Source organism: Vibrio sp. JZG120 (assembly GCF_053890955.1).
On sequence record NZ_JBSRRK010000004.1, the window covers coordinates 540,499 to 557,422 of the forward strand.

A 16,924-nucleotide genomic window follows, 5' to 3' on the forward strand; every position below is an offset into this window, starting at 1 on the left:
GTACATTATCTCAATCAACTAAAGATTATGTTACAATTAACAATCAGCCTGTATCCACCAATCAAAAAGTCATAACACCACACCCAAAGTCCACTTCCTTCAATAAGTTACCTTACCTGAGCCTCAAGTCAAACTCAATATAAGTAGGTTTAGTATACCCATGAGATATACCTATATGGCTACGGTCAAATCATGGCCGAACAGTACCAGTTGAGGTTAATTTAAATTTATAGGTACTATCGTCTTGAGCACTTATAAGAACCTGATGGGCACAATCAACAGCACATATCGCTTACAGCTACGTCTCTATCTGTTACTAATCATCTTTAGTAACTTGGTAGCGATGATATCCACACATTCGATTAGTCTCCCCCAATTCAGATACAAGCTCATCAAGGCTTAGGGGTTCACCACATACAAAACACTTTTGACTCAATAAAGGCTTAACTGATTCATGAAAATGATGTCTCTGATTATTAGAAAGAGAATCATAGCCCCTACCAAGGTACTGCTTTAAAACACCATGAGTAGGAGAACCTCTTTCGATACAACCAATCTCCACCAAAATTTCAATCGCTTGATCATTAAAGTATTTTTCTGATTCCGTATGGTCTTCCATATCATCTTTTCTCATTTTTGCAAGCTCACCTATTTATCATTATAGGTAACTAATAGTGTATGGAGTATTGAGTAATGCGCTTTCTAGCGGCTCAAAACCATTCGTTTTCGAACCTACCCGCATAGTATGAGACAAAAACGTCTCATAAGTACCCTCTTGACATTTTGACCTAGGCTCATAAAATCCATACTACTTTTTCAGAGTGGTATGCGAGGGCTAATGAGTACGAGGACTTATTTCTATTGTCGAGTCTCTACAACAGAGCAGACAACAGCGAACCAAATACAAGCCTTCAAAGACAGAGGATATGAAGTCAACGAAGCTTTTGTAGTTGAAGATGTTGTATCAGGTGGTGTTTGTGCTTTGGAACGTAAAGGCTTCAGGATTCTTATTGAGCACAAGCTTGTTGCAGGTGACACGCTGGTGGTCTTAAAGCTAGACCGTTTAGGACGTGACAACATAGATGTACAACAAACGATCAAGCTTTTGATGGACAAAGGTATCAATATCCACTGTTTAGATTTACCACATAACGACCTAAACAGCCCTGAAGGTCAGTTAATGTTGAAAATGTTTTTAGCTTTTGCTGAGTTTGAAAAAGATCGTATTAGAGAACGAACAATTGAGGGTCAAGCAAGAGCAAGGGCTGAAGGCAAAACTATTGGTCGTCCTGCCAAAGCAAGTGCAGACAAAGTGGCAAAGCTAAGGAATGAAGGATTGTCCATATCCAAAACCGCAGAGAAGCTTAACATCTCTCAATCAACGGTTAAGCGCCTCTACGCAGAATCAAAGAAGAGTAAGGAGAAAAATGGAAACAACAGTAACTAGCAACGCTAAAGAAGTAATTAACGCCTACACAGACGGTTCATGTATTACGCAGAAATGCATAGGCGGCTGGGCATTCATACTAACCAGAGCAGACAAAAAACTAGAACGCTCTGGACATGAAAGAAAGACCACCAGCAACAGAATGGAACTAACGGCAGCAATTAAAGCGTTAGAGGTTATATATAAGAAATATCCGCACAACCCTATAACAGTCCACACAGACAGCCAGTATGTAAAAAATGGCATTACTACATGGATACGTGGCTGGAAGCGTAATGGTTGGCGTAGGAGTGACAGAAAACCCGTCCTTAACGCAGACTTATGGCAGAAATTGGACGAACTGAACGAATCAATGAATGTTTCTTGGGAGTGGGTAAAAGCACACAATGGTCATCCTCTAAACGAGAGAGTTCACATGCTTGCTTACTCTGCTATTCCACAAAAGTAAAATTACAAAGGTATAACAACATGGAACAAACTACATTAGTTGAAGATTTTATCCTACCAGAAGTTGAACTTAACGAGATAGACAACTATCACCGCATACCTGAAGTCAAAGCATGGTTTGTCTGTTCAGTGAAAAATGCAAAGAAAGCGGCAAAAGATGGCCTACCCGTAATCCGAACGCATGTAGGCAACTGGTATGGTCGTCTATTTTAAAAAATGAACTTTTGTAAATCACATTTTGTGTAAACGTCAGGGGGCGATGCAATCGAAGTAGGAACAAACTCGGAAGCTAACGCCCCCCCTACCCACAATTATCAAGAGGTAGAGTGTTTGTGAGGTTCAATCATACTAACCAACCACAAGATAGAGTTATACCAGCAGTAAACGATGATGAAACAGTGCACTTTAGAGCAAATTGACCCTAGACAGCTTGTTCTCGATGAAAGGTTTCAAAGCAGACAAACACAGTTAATAGCTAAAAGAGCAGACAGAGCAGCTTCAGAAAACAGTAGACAAAGGCAACTCAGAAACATTCTTACCAGTTTAGAGAACGGTAATGGCATTAGGGAACCAATAGAAGCCTATGATATTTACGGTGAGTTGTATGTAGTGAGCGGTTTCCACCGCACAGAGGCATGCCACAAGTTCCTTAAAGACAACCCAAGCCAAAACCTTTTAGTCCCCGTGAAAATTTATCGAGGCTATACAGAAGCAGAGGCTTATCTGGATTCTCTTACTAAGAACGTGGAACACGGTACAGCCTTAGATCAGTCTGAGATATGGCAAAACAAGTTTAAGCAGTCTTTGATGCAGGGGGAAAACCTAGAACCACTTTCAAAGCGCAAAACCGCTAAGTTATTTGATTGCAGTGAATCCCAAGGATTACATATTTTGAACGCTCAGAAAGCCTGTATCGAGGTTGGTTTACCTAATGTGAAAGAGTGGTCGAGTGATTATCAAAAGGCGGCAGAAAAGCTTAGAAAAAAGCTATTAAAGAGATTTGAGGTAATGCCTGACGATTTCGATAAGGATGGGTTTCCAATTATCAGCAGATTATCAAAAGCTTATAAAGGTAATAGGTTTGAGGCTGCTTTATCTGAAGAAGAACTAGAACTCAATGAAATAAGTTATCAGAAAGAGTCCCTCAAGGATTTAATCCAAAGAAACCCTATGGCCTTTAGAAAGGCATTAAATACTTTAGATAAAAGAGCTTTAGGAATTGTCGTAAAGCGTAGTTGGGATGAAAACGAAGTCATTCTAAAGTACGGCGAAAGTGATGGATACGAGAAATTCTAACGGCTCATAGCGAAAATCTAGGAATTACAGCAGACAAAACCAACAGAGATCTTAGCGGTATCCCCAAGCTGGTGGCTATCTTTGAGCAAACGCTAGGGTGGTCACTCGTGACCGCTGAGATCTCTAGGTGGTCACTATAGGAGTATTTAAACTTAAAGATATAAATTTAATATTTTAAAAACAACAACTTAAACAAAAACTTTTCAGAAAAGATGTTTAAACAATAGCACCTGTAAACTCTAACTAAGTAATGTTCTTATAGCCTGCTTAAAGCTAAACGAGGGAGACGGTCGATAGCTTCTTTCTTCGTCTCCAACTCAACCGTACCATATGAACCGCCTACACCCGCTGGAGTATGACCAGTAATAGCGTCACTAACAGTGTCAGCAATACCCAGTCTGCGCAGAGCCGTCTTGAAAGTATGCCTAAACGCATGAGCCGGTTGGGTTGTGTGTATACCTAGAGACCTGACTGTTTGACCCCACCACTTACTGAGTGCCGCTGATTTCTTGCCGTATTTGTTCTCTTTAAGCTCAGGGAACAAGAAGCCGCCTGACTCCGCAACATAATCTAAGAAACCTAGTTCTATCAGATGAGCAGGGATAGGTACGTGTCTCAGTGAAGAGTTATTCTTAACGCTTTGCCCCTCACCTCGACGGATATTGAGGTAATGTATGCCTGAGTCTGATTGGGATACATCTGACTTATGTAGTTGAGACATCTCCTCTAGGCGTGCACCTGTATATCTGCACAACAAAGGAACCCAATAACAAGCCATACCATAAGGTTTACGAGCATTAACATCATTAAATACGTCAGCTTGGAACAGTCGACGCATTTCTGAGTCAGTGTAGCCTTTTCCCTCATTAGCTTCAGTCTTCTTCTCCGCCGTGGCAACACGCACACCTACGTGTGGATTAGAGTCGATGATGCCTAGTTCAACGGCATAGCTAAACACAACAGAGGTCTTGCGTAGACAGTTCTTCACCGTAGTAGCACTTAAAGTCTCTAGACCTTGTATCTTTACAAGTTCAATTTGCTCTAGAAGAGGTCTATTCCTGATACTTGCAACTTTAGACTTAGGTAACTGAAGCAATGTATCTCGAAACTCAACGATATGCGCACGAGTTACTTCAGTAACATCCAGATCTCCGATAACTTCGATTAGACGCTCAATCTGAAGGCCTGCCTCATACAATGCTTTAGCGTCTTTGTCCTTAAGAGTTTCAGACTGGTGATACCTCTTAAACACATTAGATATAGAGTATTGAGATGCCTTTTTACGTTTAGGCTGGTGTTTGTTAGCTAAAGGGTTAACTGACAGAGGTTTGTCTGCAATAGGATTAGATACTGCTTCGTAGCCATAGTCACGGTTGTAACGTGCTCTACATAGCGCTTCGATGCGATGAATGTAGTGATAGAAAGCTACTGCTAATTGACGGAAAGACTCACTGTGAGAAGAGACAACTAAACCCTCTCTATCTAGTTGAGCAACAATAAACTCTTTTAGTTCATCTGCTAGCTCTTGAAGCTGGTCAGGAGTAGCAGTATTAACCTCGTTGCCACATATGGACAAAATATCAGACAAGCCAAATTCACGGACTGTGCCTTCCGCATCTACATCCCTTTTTAGGAAAAGATCGTAGTTACCAGAGGTATCAACTTCATTCTTTACGTGTTCATACCAACGCTCTGCGATGATTGCACAGTCTCTAACATTGAGTTCGACATTGGATGAATTAGATAGTTTTAACTGAGCAACGGCGATCTGCTTCTGCGCATCGAATAGACACTCAGTAAATCGTGGTTTAGCTTCAGAAAGGTTTTTCGTTTGAAGAGATTTCTTGAAGACTGTCTTACCGATTATAGGAACCAGCTTTTTGGGGACAGCCATTCTAAAGTAGTAAACACCAGTTTTAGGATGCTTATAAGGACTTGCCATGATGTTCGACATTGTACCTACTCTTTGTACCAGTAGGCAGCTTACATTAAAACACCAAACCCCTGTATTATAAGAAGTTCTTACACTACAAGGGCTTATAGAATGTGGCGGTGAGTGAGAGATTCGAACTCTCGATACGTTGCCGTATACACACTTTCCAGGCGTGCTCCTTCAGCCACTCGGACAACTCACCGAATCAATTTTTGGTTAGCATCATTGGCTAACGAGGCGCTAATTTAATGATTATGTGCCTGATGGTCAAGGCTAAACATAAAAAAAAGCGCCCTTTTCCACTCGATTGCTCACTAAGTAACTAAATTGAGCAAAACTGGGGCATTTAGATGCCTTGAGAATAACCGGGAACACGGAACCAACGGCGGCACATGTCCAAGAAGTACCCATACAACACACCCATACCGCAAGAAATAATGGCGTTACTTGTCACCGCGGTCACTATTTGGTCTGTAGACGCACCAACTGCGAATAAAATTCCCGCATAAACTGGAGACTGAAAAAGCACATAAGCGACCAGATCAGATACGTTTTTCATAAATGAAGACGGCGATACCTTGTTACCCTGACGTAGTACCCAATCACGAAAAACGCCATACGGCCAAGCAATAGCAATATTCACTGGAATAGATAGTGTACGTGATGCTAAAGATTGCTCAAACGTCATCCCTGAAATCAAAATCTCGACAATCATCCCTGTGATAAAGCAAAAAACAACCATAGCAAAGGTATCCGCTGCGGCGTGACGAATACAAAATGGTCCGCGAGACTTCATTAACCAACCCCTAAAATTAAATACCACCAACAATAAACAAAATAAAACTATCAACCGTCAAACAAATACATGACCAGTTAATAAGGCAATTAAATCACATAAAAAGCAGCGTATGGCACTGTATTTGAAATCAAGTTGTAAATTTATAACCATTTTTTAAAATGAAAGTAGTTTTTTTCACCACCAACAACTAAAAACGCCTAAAATGACGTAAAAATGGTAGAAAAATACGGATTTAACTTACACAAAAAGTGGGATAAGTGATTGTTTGGATGGAGGGTTAGGATAAAGTTCAGGGAATAAACGATCATTCTAATAACTTATGCTACTGAGTTGTAAAAATTCAGAGTATTCCCGATGTGAGCGCAACTGAGAGCCGCACCGTTTCTCTTATGACAGAATCTAACAGCAGCGCTAAGCTAATTGAAAGTAAGGAAAAAATAGACGATTCAGCTAAAGGTTAGGTATGAAGAGTAAAGACAATTCATGATTGCATTGAATCGCGCTATATGGATTAAGCTATGATGATACGAGCAAGAGCGTTAAGGTGTCGATATCATCTTGGTTTGGAGACTGCTGACGCTTTAAGTTACGCCTTATTCGCTCGGCAACTAAAGAAACGTCTTTATTAGCATCAGGGGTGACTTGAGCAATAATCGCTGAAATAGCCTCTAACGCTTCGTTGAGATGACCATTATCTAGAGCAACATAGAAGTTTAGTAGCCACTTTTCCGCATCAAGGATATCCGTTGTATTATCACCAAAGTCCGACTGGTATTGGTATAACCGTGCTGCATGGAGATATAACGCATCATTTAATTCAGACTCCACAATTGGTTTCGCAATTATGTGGTCGGCTCCTACATTTATCATGCGCTCTTGTGTTTCTTTGAATACATCCGCTGTGCAGCCAAAGATCAGTACCGACTTTACAGGCGAACTCATCGCTCGAATGGCTGATATCGCCCCAACACCATCAAGAACAGGCATATGATTGTCCATTAATATCAAATCAAATGACTGAACGGCCACCTCATCGACGGCAAGCTGACCATTTTCAACACTTGTGCACTCAAAGCCTTTGGCTCTTAGGAAAGTTTCCATAATGATCGCATTTGTTCGGTTGTCTTCGACAATGAGCGCTTTCAAACCTTTGCAATTCAGCTTATGTGCATTGACTGCTTCCACTTTCCCAGACTCACAAGGCGTAAGCGCGATCTCGACGGTAAAGGTTGTCCCGACATTCTCTTGACTCTGCACAATCACATGCCCTCCCATATGCTCGGCAATTTCTTTTACTATCGCCAAACCAAGCCCTGTACCACCAAACCGCCTAGTCGTCGAGGACTCCGCTTGTTCAAAAGGACGGAAAATGCGTTTTTGCGCTTCTTGAGAAATACCGATACCGGTATCTTTCACCGCGAGAATAAGCTTGGTACCTGCCTTGCTCGATTTCTCGGTCAGCTCTACCTCTACGATGCCTCGGTCGGTGAACTTGACAGCGTTGTTTAGTAGGTTAAACAATACTTGGCGCAGACGGGCTTTGTCATTGTTGTACCAGCGCCCTGTTGGTAAATGAGACACGACTCTAAAGCGAAGGCCTTTTTCTGCACATAGTGTTTGATAAACACTTTTTATGCTGCCGATGATCGACTCAATTGGGAAAGGCGTATTTTCGAATTCAACATGTCCTTGCTCAATTTTTGAGTAATCTAAAATCTCATTAAGTAACGTCATCATATGATCACCTGAGTCATAAAGTGTTCTCAGGTGCTTACGTTGATCATCGGTGAGTGGCGTTTTTAACAATATCTGAGCGGTTCCTAATACACCGTTCATTGGCGTACGAATTTCATGGGATAATGTGGCTAAAAATGCCGTTTTAGCGTTCGTCGAAGCCTGGGCTTTTATTCTCTCTTGCTCTAGATAGATGGTTTTTTCATTGAACTTCTCGATGAGCTGTCCAATTTCATCTTCGCTATCGTAGTCAATGTCTATGATCCCGCCAGTTTTCGAGTCATCAATCTTAGCCGCAATACGGACAATCGGTTCGACAATGTAACGATTCAGCAAGTAATACCCGACCAGTACACACAAGAGTAAGAATGGAATGATCCTCCCCTCAACACTCATGACTTGTTCAAACACTTGATCGGCTACTTTAGCTTTCGCGTTGACAACTTCCATGCGCCAATCGAACTCTCCAAAATCAAGCTCACTGACATAAATTTCGTCTGTTAGTTGGAAGTTGTGCTCAATAATCACGTTCGAGTCAGCATCGCGAACCACCACACCTAAAGAGTGCAGGTTCGTGTGCTCTCGAATAAACTGAAAAAGTGCATCAAGCGATAAGTCTACCGTTACAACGCCAGCGAATTGACCGTTTTGATAATATGGGGAAGACGCAGTAATCATCTGAACCTGAGTAAAAGTGTCGATATAAACCGTAGACCAACTCACAGAACCAACTGGCGCGTCAGCAGCTGCCTTATACCATGGTTCATTATCATAGCCGCCAGATTCAGGATTATTGTAGGAGTGAATTTGGTCAATACCGCCATCACTGTTTTTGTTGAAGAATAGGCTTTTATATCGCCATTGTTCAGCTTTGAGTTCTGGTTTAGGCCATACGCCACCACTGACGAGCATCTCATCACTCAATTGGAGAATATGCGGAATTGTCGTGTTGAGAGATTGAATATTTTCAGTCCCCTGGGCGAGTCCTGCAAGGCTACTCAATACACCGGTAGAGCTAAGGAGAGGCTCTTTAATCTCTAGAGCAAGGAGTTGGGTGCGTAACTCTAGGTTTTGCTCTAGCTTTTGCCTAACCGGAGGCTCGACAACCAAATAAGCAACAGAACCAATCGTTGCGATAAAGAAACACAGGTACAGTGTCAGGGCGAGAATGCTTTTTTTTCTAAGTGATGAGCGAATTTCCATAGATGTCTGTGAATCATTCCCTAATATCGATTTATCACAAATTGATTGGTAAGATGAGCGCAATCAACCAGCCCATTAACAAATGGTATTCTATTTTGAAACTACAAGACATCCTTTCTCTCCCAGAACTTGACGGTAAACTACTAAACCTAGCAAAAACTCAAGGCTTTGTAACAGCGATGGCTGCAGCGCCAAACGTATTAATGCCTCAAGAGTGGTTGCCATTCTTATGGGGTGGTGAAGAAACAGCGCCATTTACTGACGGTGAGCAATTAGAGCAATACATTGATGAGATTGTACAAATGTGGAACCAAACTCGTCCTGCTCTTCTAGAAGGATCTTGGCAGTGGCCTGAAGGATGCGCGTTAGATGAACAAGATATTGTAACAAGCCAGACCCGTGATTTCTGTGAAGGTGTATTACAAGGTTGGCAACTTGCTCGTGATGACTGGGAAACGCTAATGCCAGAGGACAGCGAAGATAATGCTCTGCTCGGCGGTGTTTTGCTTTCTCTTACGATGCTTTACGATCCAGAAACGACCATTGAAACATTGGCAGAACAAGGTATGGAAGGCTTAGAACAGTTTGAAGAGATTTTCAATGCCATGCCAGTGATGCTATGTGGTCTTACTCAGCGCGGTGTTGCATTAGCTGAAGAACAATAAGACACAACGCTGTCGACCATCAAGATTGAACCGCTGAATAGACACAAGCTCTCTGGATGGAGAGCTTTTTTGATCATGTTAAAATCACATGTGGAATATATCGCGCCATATCTTGCGTGACTAAGCTAGTGTCTTCCCGAATCGAAATCCCAGCGGCTCTATCGTTGACTAGCCAGCTGCCAATTAACGTATGGCTTTGCCCAAACTTGGGTAACGGATGATACTGCTGGACGATATTGAATTTAGATTCATAAGGCCCTGCCGTTTTGAGTACGCGTTTCCCACCTTTGACGATCTCAATATTTGCGCCTTCTCGAGAGAATAGTGGTTTGATTACATAGTCTTTCAAACCGTTCGCTTTTGAATCGTTAGCAAAATAGGCAGGTAAAAGATTAGGATGATTCGGAAAGCGCTCCCACAATAACGGTAAAAGTGCTTTGTTGGATAGAATCGACTTCCACATGGGTTCTAACCAATTCACTTTCGCGGTCGCTAAGTATTTCGCATATTCCTCTTCAAACATAAACTCCCACGGATAAAGCTTGAACATCCAACGAATCGCTCTGTCATCTGCATCCACGAACTGACCATCTTCCGTCGCACCAATATCTTCGACATAAACAAACGCCGTCGCTAACCCAGCTTCGCGCGCGCAATCTTCTAAATACTGGACAGTCCCTTTATCTTCTTCAGTGTATTTGCAGCAGCTAAAGTGAAGGGTTTGCCCGGGTTGATATTTGGCTATCTCGGAAAAACGCTCAATCAAAAAATCTTGAAGAATGTTGAATTGATCCGCGCTCTGGTGAATTAGACCTTTATTTACAACATCCTCTAACCACACCCACTGCCAAAAACCCGTTTCAAACAGGCTGGTCGGCGTATCCGCATTGTTCTCCAGTAACTTAGCTGGCGAAGTTCCGTTGTATGCAAAATCCAGACGCGAATAGAGTGAGGGTTCATTTCGGTGCCACGAAGAAGCAACCTGCTCCCACATAAATTCAGGGATCGCACATTGCGTCAGCAACCTATCACTCCGAACTACTTCATCCACAATAGCCAGACACATCTGATGCAGCTCTTCAGTGGGCGCTTCAATATCGTTCTCTATTTGCTCAAGCGTGAATTGATAGTAAGCACTCTCATCCCAATACGGTTGGTCATACATGGAATGGAAGCCAAAACCAAACTGGCGTGCTAAATCACGCCAGTTTTCTCGTTCTTGTATTTCTCGTCGAAACATAGTGCTTATTAACCGCCTCGGCTGACCGATACCGCTTTACCAAACCCGCCTCGAGACATTGCTCTACCAATAGTTCCGCCACCACGTTTATTTAGGTTACTGGTCGCAACCTTCGTCGGCTGATTACGATAGGAACCAAAAAATTGTCCGGCACCATTATAGAATTTGGATTTATAGCGATACATTGGTTCAGAGTAATAGCTCTTGTTGTAACCTTTCAAACCGCTCAGTGCTCGACTGTAAAAGAAGCCCCCAAAGTGAGGCACATAAGCTCGGGAACTGGAACTGTAGTAACAATCGTCTTCGTAAAAATCATTTTCACATTCGAACTCATTGTTGTAGCGAGGGGCATTTCGTTCGGCGCGAGCCAAAGCTTCTTGATAAGCAATGTCACACTGCTCACTGAACTCTGGAGAGTTTGATTTGCATTCATCAGCGTCAGAAAAAATGTAGCCTTCGGTTTTCGATTCTTGTGTCGCAAAGAAGAAAATACCGCCAAAAGCAGCAAAGGGAATAATTTTCCCAAGCTTTAAACTTTTGTCCATGGAAGAACGTTTAACGTTAGAACTCCGCTTCATCGTCCCTCCTAGTACGTCATACAAGCGGCATTTAATACACCGACCGATATAGAAACAGCCGCTAATACAATACCGGCAGGCAGCTCATCTTTTTCGATACGCTCAGTCACTTTTGGAAGTAAAACAAAACGTACAATCGCAAATGCAATGATCTGCGCCAGCATTGCAACAACGCCCCACACCATAAAATCGACAATGTTGACTGAGTTTTTTGCAGCCCCCGAAATCGCAATACAATAACCAAGAAATGCGCCACTTAGTGCAATCGCTGCCGCTGTATTTTGCTTTTCTTTGATCAGGTGCCATTCATCGTAAGGCGTAAGCTTGACGTAGATGAACTTAAACGCCAAAACGAAAATAATAGAAACAGAAAAATAGAGTAAAAAATTGGGAAAACCTGCTAACAGGTCAGCAATCATGTGCATTATTGTTCCTTGTTCATTTCTTTCCATGCAAAATCTTCAATACGTTCATCTGCAATGTAAAACAGCTTGGTACTCGGTGGTACTTCTGCATCTAAATCTGGGTTGAGTTGGATACCATGGCCAATGTCAAAAGCAATTAGCGTGGCATGATGACGTCTTTTGAGAAAAACGAAGAGACTCTCAACAGTAGTTACTGGCAGCCTTTCAGGATAAATGACCGAGTATTGAGTCATACCCCGTGTTGAAGCTAATAGCTCTTGGTGAAGTGCACTTGAGCCTGGATCTACCGCCGCTTTTGCCAACATTTCTGCGCCAACTGCAGGTATGCATTCCGCTTTAGGACAGTGTTGACTTAAAAGACGGCCTAACGCCTCATCTTTAAAGTAAGCGACCAAATGTGCGGAAGGATTCACAGAAGCGCAGTACAGCGCGGCTGACAGCGTAATATCGTCCGAGAGGTTATCAACAATAACGCAAGCTGCTTCAGCAATATTGGCGTTTTTCATCTCTTGCGAATCCGTGTAGCTGGTCACTTTGATAAAACTGATCTCGCCTGGCAACGGGTTTTCTATTTCTGAACGGCTGCATAAAACAATCGGACGCTTCCCCTCTTCTTCATGTTGTAACATGCGAATAAGGTGCATCGTTCTCGATCCATTCCAACCCAACAATACAATATGGTTTTCCACTCTTACTCTCCGTTTTCCTAAAATACCCGCTCGCCAGTAATCCATCGCTGCTCCAGCGACACGTCCCAATAATGCAGCGAATAGGCTCAAACCGCCTGGGATCACAAACAGAACAACAACCCATTTACCCAAATCTGTCACTGGAGAATGATCGCCATAGCCAACCGTACTCGCCGTAACCATAAGGTAATAGATAAAGTTAGAGAAGCTGTCTGTTAATGCGGTTTCACCGGCGAGAACGAGCAGTCCCCATGAAAGGCTCACATACAAGCCACTAAAGATGAGAAGACTTCGGTTGCTCAATTTAAAAAGGTGTGAACTAAGCCACTTTTTAACTACTAACCACACCGCCATAAATTTATAACCTCGATATTCATTGATTGCATCAATATTAACTCATTGATAGTAAGACACAAAAAAACCAGCCATATTCGGCTGGTTTTTGAGATTTACTTTCAGTTACGCCTACTTTTTAAGCATTACCTTTCACTTGCATATTTAGCTGCTCAGCAAAGTCCAACATGCGATTTAACGGAATGAGCGATTTAACACGCAATTCTTCATCAACAAAGATCTCGTGTTCTTCACCGCCTTCGCTAAGCGCTTTCTCTATCGCTTTCAAACCGTTCATTGCCATCCAAGGGCAGTGTGCGCAGCTACGACATGTTGCGCCAGCACCTGCGGTTGGAGCTTCGATAAGTTCTTTCTCTGGCACAAGTTGCTGCATTTTAAAGAAAATGCCTTTGTCTGTCGCAACGATCATTTGTTTGTGAGGAAGCGCTTTCGCTGCTTTGATCAACTGACTCGTTGATCCAACGGCATCGGCAAGTTCAACCACGCTTGCTGGTGATTCAGGGTGAACCAAAATAGCCGCATCTGGATACACGCTCTTCATTTTGCGTAGCGCATCAGCAGAAAACTCATCATGAACCACACACTCACCTTGCCATAGCAGCATGTCTGCGCCAGTTTTATTAGCAATGTACGATCCTAAGTGACGGTCTGGTCCCCAGATGATTGGCTTGTCTTCGGCGTCTAAATGTTCCACGATTTCAAGCGCAATGCTTGATGTAACGACCCAATCGGCACGAGCTTTAACTGCGGCAGACGTATTTGCATAAACCACAACCGTGTGATCAGGGTGAGCATCACAGAACTCACTGAACTTATCCGCTGGACAGCCAAGATCGAGCGAGCATTCCGCTTCCAACGTTGGCATTAGAATTCGCTTTTCTGGTGTTAAGATTTTGGCCGACTCGCCCATAAAGCGAACACCGCCAATGATCAGTGTGCTTGCAGGATGACGATTACCAAACTTCGCCATTTCCAACGAGTCACCAACAAAACCACCCGTTTCTTCCGCTAGGGCTTGAATCTCAGGATCGGTATAATAGTGTGCGATAAGTACCGCATCCTTTTCTTTTAGCAGCTTTTTAATGCGCTCAATGTAAGACGCTTTTTCTTCTTCGCTTAATGGAACTGGCTTCGGTGGGAATGGGTAAACAGTGTCGATTTTATCTAATATATGGCTCATTGCTCTTGCTCTACGCAACTTCCTTTAATCCGAGTATTGTAACCTCGTTAATTTTCAAAAACCAACTTGTCGCGGGGATTTCTAGCTATCTAGCCGTATATCTTTGTTACAGGTAGCATTTCTGATTGAAAGGATCCGTTGCAAGATGGGGATAAAAGGCTCGATGCCATTCCTCTCGATTTATTCGATCACCACCGATAAAGAAACGGAAAAGAAAAAGGAAGCCGAAGCTTCCTTTTTAAAACATAACGTCTTACAACTTAGAGCTGGCAAGTTTTGCAGATGCACTACCTGGGTATTCATCAACCACTTGTTGGTAGTACTTTTTCGCTTGAGCTGCATTGTTATTACGCTCAGCGATTTCACCTAACTTGAGCAAAGCATCGGCTCGCTTATTGGAGTCTTTATAAGACACCACCGCAGCAAAGCTCTTTACAGCATCTTTGTCCTGCTTCTTAGCGAAGTACAATTGGCCTAGCCAATAGTGAGAATTCGCTGAGTATGTGGAGTCAGGATAATCTTTCTGGAACTGCTGGAACGCTGCAATTGCGCCAGTGTAGTCACGTTTCTTGAGAATGAGGTCGACTGCATTTTGGTATGCCGTTTGCTCATCAACATTTGGTGTGTACTGACCACCTGTTTTAGCCGGTTTCGCATCTTGCGCAGGCGCGGATTTGATTTCTCCACGCACACGATCTAGCTCGACAAACAACTCTCGTTGACGTTGCAACATTTGCTTCATTTCGTAGCTATTTCGCTCTAATTGACCACGTAACTCACTGATCTCTTGTGACATTTGGTCAATTTGCTGTTGCATTTGGAGCTGAACGCGATTGCGGTTTTGTAGCAAGCGCTCTAGACGCTCTACTTCCGTTTCAGATGAACGGCTCTTAGAGACGGATGATGTGCTGTTGAGATCGGATACTGGAGCTGGTGCAGCGAACGCAAAGTTCGCTGCACTTGCCAGTAACGCAAGCGCAACAGCGCGCTTAGTGTTACTGAACATGAGGATTACCTCGAATTAGTATACTAGAACCGCGCGACGGTTCTTAGCGTAAACTTCATCTGATTGACCTAGAAGAAGTGGCTTCTCTTCACCGTAGCTAACGATTGAGATTTGGTCAGCTTGAACACCTAGTGCTTGCAGGTAGTTCGCTACTGCTTGTGCACGACGCTCACCAAGAGCGATGTTGTACTCAGGAGTACCACGCTCATCAGCGTGACCTTCGATAGTTACGTTAAGAGCTGGGTTCTTGCTTAAGTAAGAAGCATGAGCTGCAAGCATCTCTTCGTAATCTGCTGCAATTGTTGAGTTATCAAAAGCAAAGTAGATTGTTTGAGTTTCACGTAGCGCTTGCTCTTTTAGCTCTTGCTCTGTTAGCTGACCGCTTTGATCAATTGGCGTAGCTACTGTTGTTTCAACTGCGCCATTGTTGTTTGTTGCTGCACCAGTGTTAGAAGCAGCGTCGTCGCTTGAACTACACGCTGTAACAGCCATTACAGGAAGCGCGATTAGTAGCCCTTTTAGAACCTTGTTCAGTTGCATCTTATTTTCCTTTATTAATCAAACTTATTACTACAAAAACGGTGACCATGCAGGCGCTCTAACACGCCCATTTGTTGCCGGTAATCTAGCTTTGAATCGACCATCAATTGACACCATCGATAGTACGTTTTTCTTGTTGTAAATCGAGCTATACACAACCATGCCACCGTTTGGGGCAATACTAGGAGACTCATCAAGCAAGGTCTTAGTTAAGACTTGAAGAGCACCAGTTTCCAAATCTTGTTTCGCCAAGTTAAATCCTGCGTTACTGCGGTTCACCATTACTAGGAATCGCCCATCAGGAGTAATCTGGCCACCCAAATTTTGGCTGCCTTGCCAAGTCAAACGGTCAATAGAACCGCTGCCCAAATTTACTTGATAAATCTGTGGTTTACCACCCCTATCCGATGTGAAAATCAACGATTTTCCATCTGGATGCCAGAACGGTTCAGTATTATTTGATCTGCCACGCGTAATTTGCGTCAGCTTGCGAGTGTTAAGATCGAACGTGTAAACATGAAGCGAGCCTGTCTTAGAGAGAACAATCGCTAACTTATTGCCGTCAGGCGAAAATCTTGGCGCACCATTATGACGTGGGTATGAAGTGATCTTCTCACGCTCACCGGTGTAGATGTTCATGATAAAGATTTCTGCTTGACCATTTTGGAAGCTAACATACGCAAGCTTTTTACCATCTGGCGACCATGCTGGTGACATTAATGGTTGCTTAGAACGTAAAACCAAGCGCTCGTTGTAACCATCGTAATCAGCCACACGAAGTTGGTAAGGAAAACGGTCTTTATCATTCACCACCACGTATGCAATACGGGTCATGAAGGCGCCACGGTCACCCGTTAACTGCTCATACACCAAATCAGAGATGCGGTGAGCGTACTCTCGCATGCGAGGACCTTGAACGGTCGCGACCTTATTGAACAGCACATGATCTTTTGACAGTACTAATTCGCCATCGCTACCAAGCGCTTTACTTTTCCCGCCCGTTAGTTGGCCACGCACAATATCAACAAGTTGGTAGTTGATAACGTAATCACCTTGAGCATTTTGTTTGATTGAGCCAGTCAGCAGAGCATCTACACCTAAATTAGTCCAGGCATCAAAATTGACTTCTGATTCACTGAACGGAGTTTGTGGCATCTTGCTCGTTGGAACGGGGCTGAACTTACCACTGCGTTGCAAATCCGAGGCAATAACAGCAGAAATATCCGTTGGAAGCGCTTGAGTACCCTCCCACTTAAACGGAACAACAGCAATTGGTCGTGCTGAATCAATACCATCGGTAATGACCAACTCTAATGCGGCATTCGCCACATTTGTCATACTGCTAAACAGTACAAACATTCCTAGTAAAAGGCGTCTAATCACGTCTT

At 43.1% G+C, this 16,924-nt stretch carries 17 protein-coding genes and 1 tRNA gene; 5 read left to right on the plus strand and 13 right to left on the minus strand.

Annotated elements, in window-relative coordinates; genetic code table 11:
* Positions 1–316 precede the first annotated feature (316 nt).
* Positions 317–634 (minus strand): hypothetical protein, encoded by a 318-nt coding sequence (locus tag ACWPOD_RS10850; protein ID WP_447074364.1) that lies wholly within the window; start codon positions 632–634, stop codon positions 317–319.
* A 204-nt stretch (positions 635–838) separates the two neighbouring features.
* Here ACWPOD_RS10850 and ACWPOD_RS10855 point away from each other — a divergent pair, with 204 nt between their 5' ends.
* The 4 genes from ACWPOD_RS10855 (at position 839) to ACWPOD_RS10870 (ending at position 3,190) form a co-directional block, all read left to right on the plus strand.
* Positions 839–1,447 (plus strand): recombinase family protein, encoded by a 609-nt coding sequence (locus tag ACWPOD_RS10855; RefSeq protein WP_005459841.1) that lies wholly within the window; start codon positions 839–841, stop codon positions 1,445–1,447.
* On the plus strand, positions 1,428–1,895 hold the full coding sequence (gene rnhA / locus ACWPOD_RS10860) for a ribonuclease HI (RefSeq protein ID WP_025626751.1): 468 nt from the start codon (positions 1,428–1,430) through the stop codon (positions 1,893–1,895). Before ACWPOD_RS10855 ends, rnhA begins: the two co-directional genes overlap by 20 nt.
* Positions 1,896–1,915: 20 nt before the next feature.
* Entirely contained in the window at positions 1,916–2,107 is a 192-nt protein-coding gene (locus ACWPOD_RS10865) for a hypothetical protein (protein ID WP_140085355.1), read from the plus strand.
* A 174-nt stretch (positions 2,108–2,281) separates the two neighbouring features.
* The gene (locus ACWPOD_RS10870) at positions 2,282–3,190 is read left to right on the plus strand and encodes a hypothetical protein (RefSeq protein WP_025592912.1); all 909 of its coding nucleotides are present in this window, start codon (positions 2,282–2,284) and stop codon (positions 3,188–3,190) included.
* Between the two features lie 256 nt (positions 3,191–3,446).
* On the opposite strand, the gene ACWPOD_RS10875 is transcribed toward ACWPOD_RS10870, so the two are convergent.
* The 4 genes from ACWPOD_RS10875 to ACWPOD_RS10890 all read right to left on the minus strand — a co-directional run bounded on the left by ACWPOD_RS10875 (position 3,447) and on the right by ACWPOD_RS10890 (position 8,859).
* Complete coding sequence (locus ACWPOD_RS10875; RefSeq protein ID WP_025592911.1) at positions 3,447–5,144, minus strand: site-specific integrase; 1,698 nt, start codon at positions 5,142–5,144, stop codon at positions 3,447–3,449.
* A 93-nt stretch (positions 5,145–5,237) separates the two neighbouring features.
* Positions 5,238–5,325: transfer RNA gene (locus ACWPOD_RS10880), tRNA-Ser, on the minus strand.
* Between the two features lie 144 nt (positions 5,326–5,469).
* A complete protein-coding gene (locus ACWPOD_RS10885; protein WP_047008566.1) occupies positions 5,470–5,919 on the minus strand; it encodes an L-alanine exporter AlaE in 450 nt (149 codons plus the stop codon).
* Positions 5,920–6,438: 519 nt separating this feature from the next.
* Positions 6,439–8,859: an ATP-binding protein gene (locus ACWPOD_RS10890; protein ID WP_456231890.1), complete on the minus strand. Its 2,421-nt coding sequence runs from the start codon at positions 8,857–8,859 to the stop codon at positions 6,439–6,441.
* Between the two features lie 53 nt (positions 8,860–8,912).
* On the opposite strand from ACWPOD_RS10890, the gene ACWPOD_RS10895 reads away from it, so the two are divergent.
* A complete protein-coding gene (locus ACWPOD_RS10895; RefSeq protein ID WP_005390772.1) occupies positions 8,913–9,524 on the plus strand; it encodes a YecA/YgfB family protein in 612 nt (203 codons plus the stop codon).
* 73 nt (positions 9,525–9,597) lie between these two features.
* On the opposite strand, the gene ACWPOD_RS10900 is transcribed toward ACWPOD_RS10895, so the two are convergent.
* The 8 genes from ACWPOD_RS10900 to tolB form a co-directional block, all read right to left on the minus strand.
* A complete protein-coding gene (locus ACWPOD_RS10900; RefSeq protein ID WP_456231891.1) occupies positions 9,598–10,764 on the minus strand; it encodes a glutathionylspermidine synthase family protein in 1,167 nt (388 codons plus the stop codon).
* Between the two features lie 8 nt (positions 10,765–10,772).
* Positions 10,773–11,342, minus strand: coding sequence for a DUF1190 domain-containing protein (locus ACWPOD_RS10905; RefSeq protein WP_005390768.1), 570 nt, complete (start codon positions 11,340–11,342; stop codon positions 10,773–10,775).
* 8 nt (positions 11,343–11,350) lie between these two features.
* Positions 11,351–11,767: a DUF350 domain-containing protein gene (locus ACWPOD_RS10910; protein WP_005390766.1), complete on the minus strand. Its 417-nt coding sequence runs from the start codon at positions 11,765–11,767 to the stop codon at positions 11,351–11,353.
* The gene (locus ACWPOD_RS10915) at positions 11,767–12,810 is read right to left on the minus strand and encodes a potassium channel protein (protein ID WP_053807179.1); all 1,044 of its coding nucleotides are present in this window, start codon (positions 12,808–12,810) and stop codon (positions 11,767–11,769) included. Before ACWPOD_RS10915 ends, ACWPOD_RS10910 begins: the two co-directional genes overlap by 1 nt.
* A gap of 118 nt (positions 12,811–12,928) precedes the next feature.
* Positions 12,929–13,990 (minus strand): quinolinate synthase NadA, encoded by a 1,062-nt coding sequence (gene nadA / locus ACWPOD_RS10920; RefSeq protein ID WP_005390762.1) that lies wholly within the window; start codon positions 13,988–13,990, stop codon positions 12,929–12,931.
* Between the two features lie 253 nt (positions 13,991–14,243).
* Positions 14,244–14,996 (minus strand): tol-pal system protein YbgF, encoded by a 753-nt coding sequence (ybgF, locus tag ACWPOD_RS10925; RefSeq protein WP_167426748.1) that lies wholly within the window; start codon positions 14,994–14,996, stop codon positions 14,244–14,246.
* 15 nt (positions 14,997–15,011) lie between these two features.
* The gene (gene pal / locus ACWPOD_RS10930; RefSeq protein ID WP_005378293.1) at positions 15,012–15,536 is read right to left on the minus strand and encodes a peptidoglycan-associated lipoprotein Pal; all 525 of its coding nucleotides are present in this window, start codon (positions 15,534–15,536) and stop codon (positions 15,012–15,014) included.
* A 30-nt stretch (positions 15,537–15,566) separates the two neighbouring features.
* Positions 15,567–16,919, minus strand: coding sequence for a Tol-Pal system beta propeller repeat protein TolB (gene tolB, locus ACWPOD_RS10935; protein WP_005390758.1), 1,353 nt, complete (start codon positions 16,917–16,919; stop codon positions 15,567–15,569).
* Positions 16,920–16,924: the final 5 nt, after the last annotated feature.

What these genes read in the sequence shown, in the direction of transcription:
- ACWPOD_RS10915 (WP_053807179.1), bottom strand. Translation starts at nt 12,810, where the DNA reads ATGGCGGTGTGGTTAGTAGTTAAAAAGTGGCTTAGTTCACACCTTTTT.
- ACWPOD_RS10905 (WP_005390768.1), bottom strand. Translation starts at nt 11,342, where the DNA reads ATGAAGCGGAGTTCTAACGTTAAACGTTCTTCCATGGACAAAAGTTTA.
- nadA (WP_005390762.1), bottom strand. Translation starts at nt 13,990, where the DNA reads ATGAGCCATATATTAGATAAAATCGACACTGTTTACCCATTCCCACCG.
- ACWPOD_RS10875 (WP_025592911.1), bottom strand. Translation starts at nt 5,144, where the DNA reads ATGTCGAACATCATGGCAAGTCCTTATAAGCATCCTAAAACTGGTGTT.
- ACWPOD_RS10855 (WP_005459841.1), top strand. Translation starts at nt 839, where the DNA reads ATGAGTACGAGGACTTATTTCTATTGTCGAGTCTCTACAACAGAGCAG.
- ACWPOD_RS10850 (WP_447074364.1), bottom strand. Translation starts at nt 634, where the DNA reads ATGAGAAAAGATGATATGGAAGACCATACGGAATCAGAAAAATACTTT.
- ybgF (WP_167426748.1), bottom strand. Translation starts at nt 14,996, where the DNA reads ATGTTCAGTAACACTAAGCGCGCTGTTGCGCTTGCGTTACTGGCAAGT.
- ACWPOD_RS10910 (WP_005390766.1), bottom strand. Translation starts at nt 11,767, where the DNA reads ATGCACATGATTGCTGACCTGTTAGCAGGTTTTCCCAATTTTTTACTC.
- ACWPOD_RS10890 (WP_456231890.1), bottom strand. Translation starts at nt 8,859, where the DNA reads ATGGAAATTCGCTCATCACTTAGAAAAAAAAGCATTCTCGCCCTGACA.
- ACWPOD_RS10870 (WP_025592912.1), top strand. Translation starts at nt 2,282, where the DNA reads ATGATGAAACAGTGCACTTTAGAGCAAATTGACCCTAGACAGCTTGTT.
- ACWPOD_RS10865 (WP_140085355.1), top strand. Translation starts at nt 1,916, where the DNA reads ATGGAACAAACTACATTAGTTGAAGATTTTATCCTACCAGAAGTTGAA.
- ACWPOD_RS10885 (WP_047008566.1), bottom strand. Translation starts at nt 5,919, where the DNA reads ATGAAGTCTCGCGGACCATTTTGTATTCGTCACGCCGCAGCGGATACC.
- rnhA (WP_025626751.1), top strand. Translation starts at nt 1,428, where the DNA reads ATGGAAACAACAGTAACTAGCAACGCTAAAGAAGTAATTAACGCCTAC.
- ACWPOD_RS10900 (WP_456231891.1), bottom strand. Translation starts at nt 10,764, where the DNA reads ATGTTTCGACGAGAAATACAAGAACGAGAAAACTGGCGTGATTTAGCA.
- pal (WP_005378293.1), bottom strand. Translation starts at nt 15,536, where the DNA reads ATGCAACTGAACAAGGTTCTAAAAGGGCTACTAATCGCGCTTCCTGTA.
- ACWPOD_RS10895 (WP_005390772.1), top strand. Translation starts at nt 8,913, where the DNA reads ATGAGCGCAATCAACCAGCCCATTAACAAATGGTATTCTATTTTGAAA.